General features: G+C 31.9%; 1 protein-coding gene. It reads left to right on the forward strand.

Annotation, left to right across the window (positions count from 1 at the left end; genetic code table 11):
- A partial coding sequence (locus LGK97_RS19635) for a Mu transposase domain-containing protein (protein ID WP_413228459.1) occupies nt 1-790 on the forward strand: 790 nt, incomplete at both ends.

Genomic DNA, 790 nt, shown 5'->3' on the forward strand with positions numbered 1-790 from the left:
TTCAGAATGTTTCCAAGAATCACATGCTTTATTTTTTGAACATATAGGACAAGTATATAGAACAATTGTTTACGATAATATGAAAGTTGCAGTAAAGAAATTTGTAGGGCCGACTGAGAAAGAACCTACAGAAGCATTACTTAAAATGTCCATATATTATGGTTTTGACTTTAGATTTTGCAATGTTAGATCAGGTAATGAAAAAGGTCATGTTGAGCGAAGTGTAGAGGTGATAAGGCGTAAGGCATTCTGTAAAAATGATAACTTTAAGTCGTTAGAAGAGGCTAATGAATACATTATGGAAACGTGTAATAAATTGAATGACATACCTCAGAAATTAAGAAATATGAAGACTGCAAAAGAAATTCTTAATGAGGAAAGAACCCATATGGGGCCTTATATAGCAAAACTTGATACAGCAAGAATAGAAGAGCCTAGAGTAGATAAATATTCAACGTTTTCAGTAAATACCTGCCGGTATTCTGTACCAGATATGTACGTTGGAAAAAGAATATTCATAAAAATATATTCAAATGATATTGTTTGTTTTAGTGAGGGTAAAAAAATAGCTTGCCATGAAAGGAAGCTAGGATTTTATGAATGGTCCATTAAACTAGAACATTATCTTAATACCTTTAAAAGAAAACCAGGATCATTAGCTTCAAGCACTGCAATGCTCCAAGCAGACCCTAGAATCCAAAGTATCTACGATACCTATTATAGCAAAAAAGAAAAAGATTTTATAGAGTTACTTTTGTTCATAGGTGAAAGTAATATTTCTACGGTTCAA

The sequence above is a fragment of the Clostridium sp. CS001 genome (assembly GCF_020443565.1).
Lineage (GTDB): Bacteria > Bacillota > Clostridia > Clostridiales > Clostridiaceae > Clostridium_AD.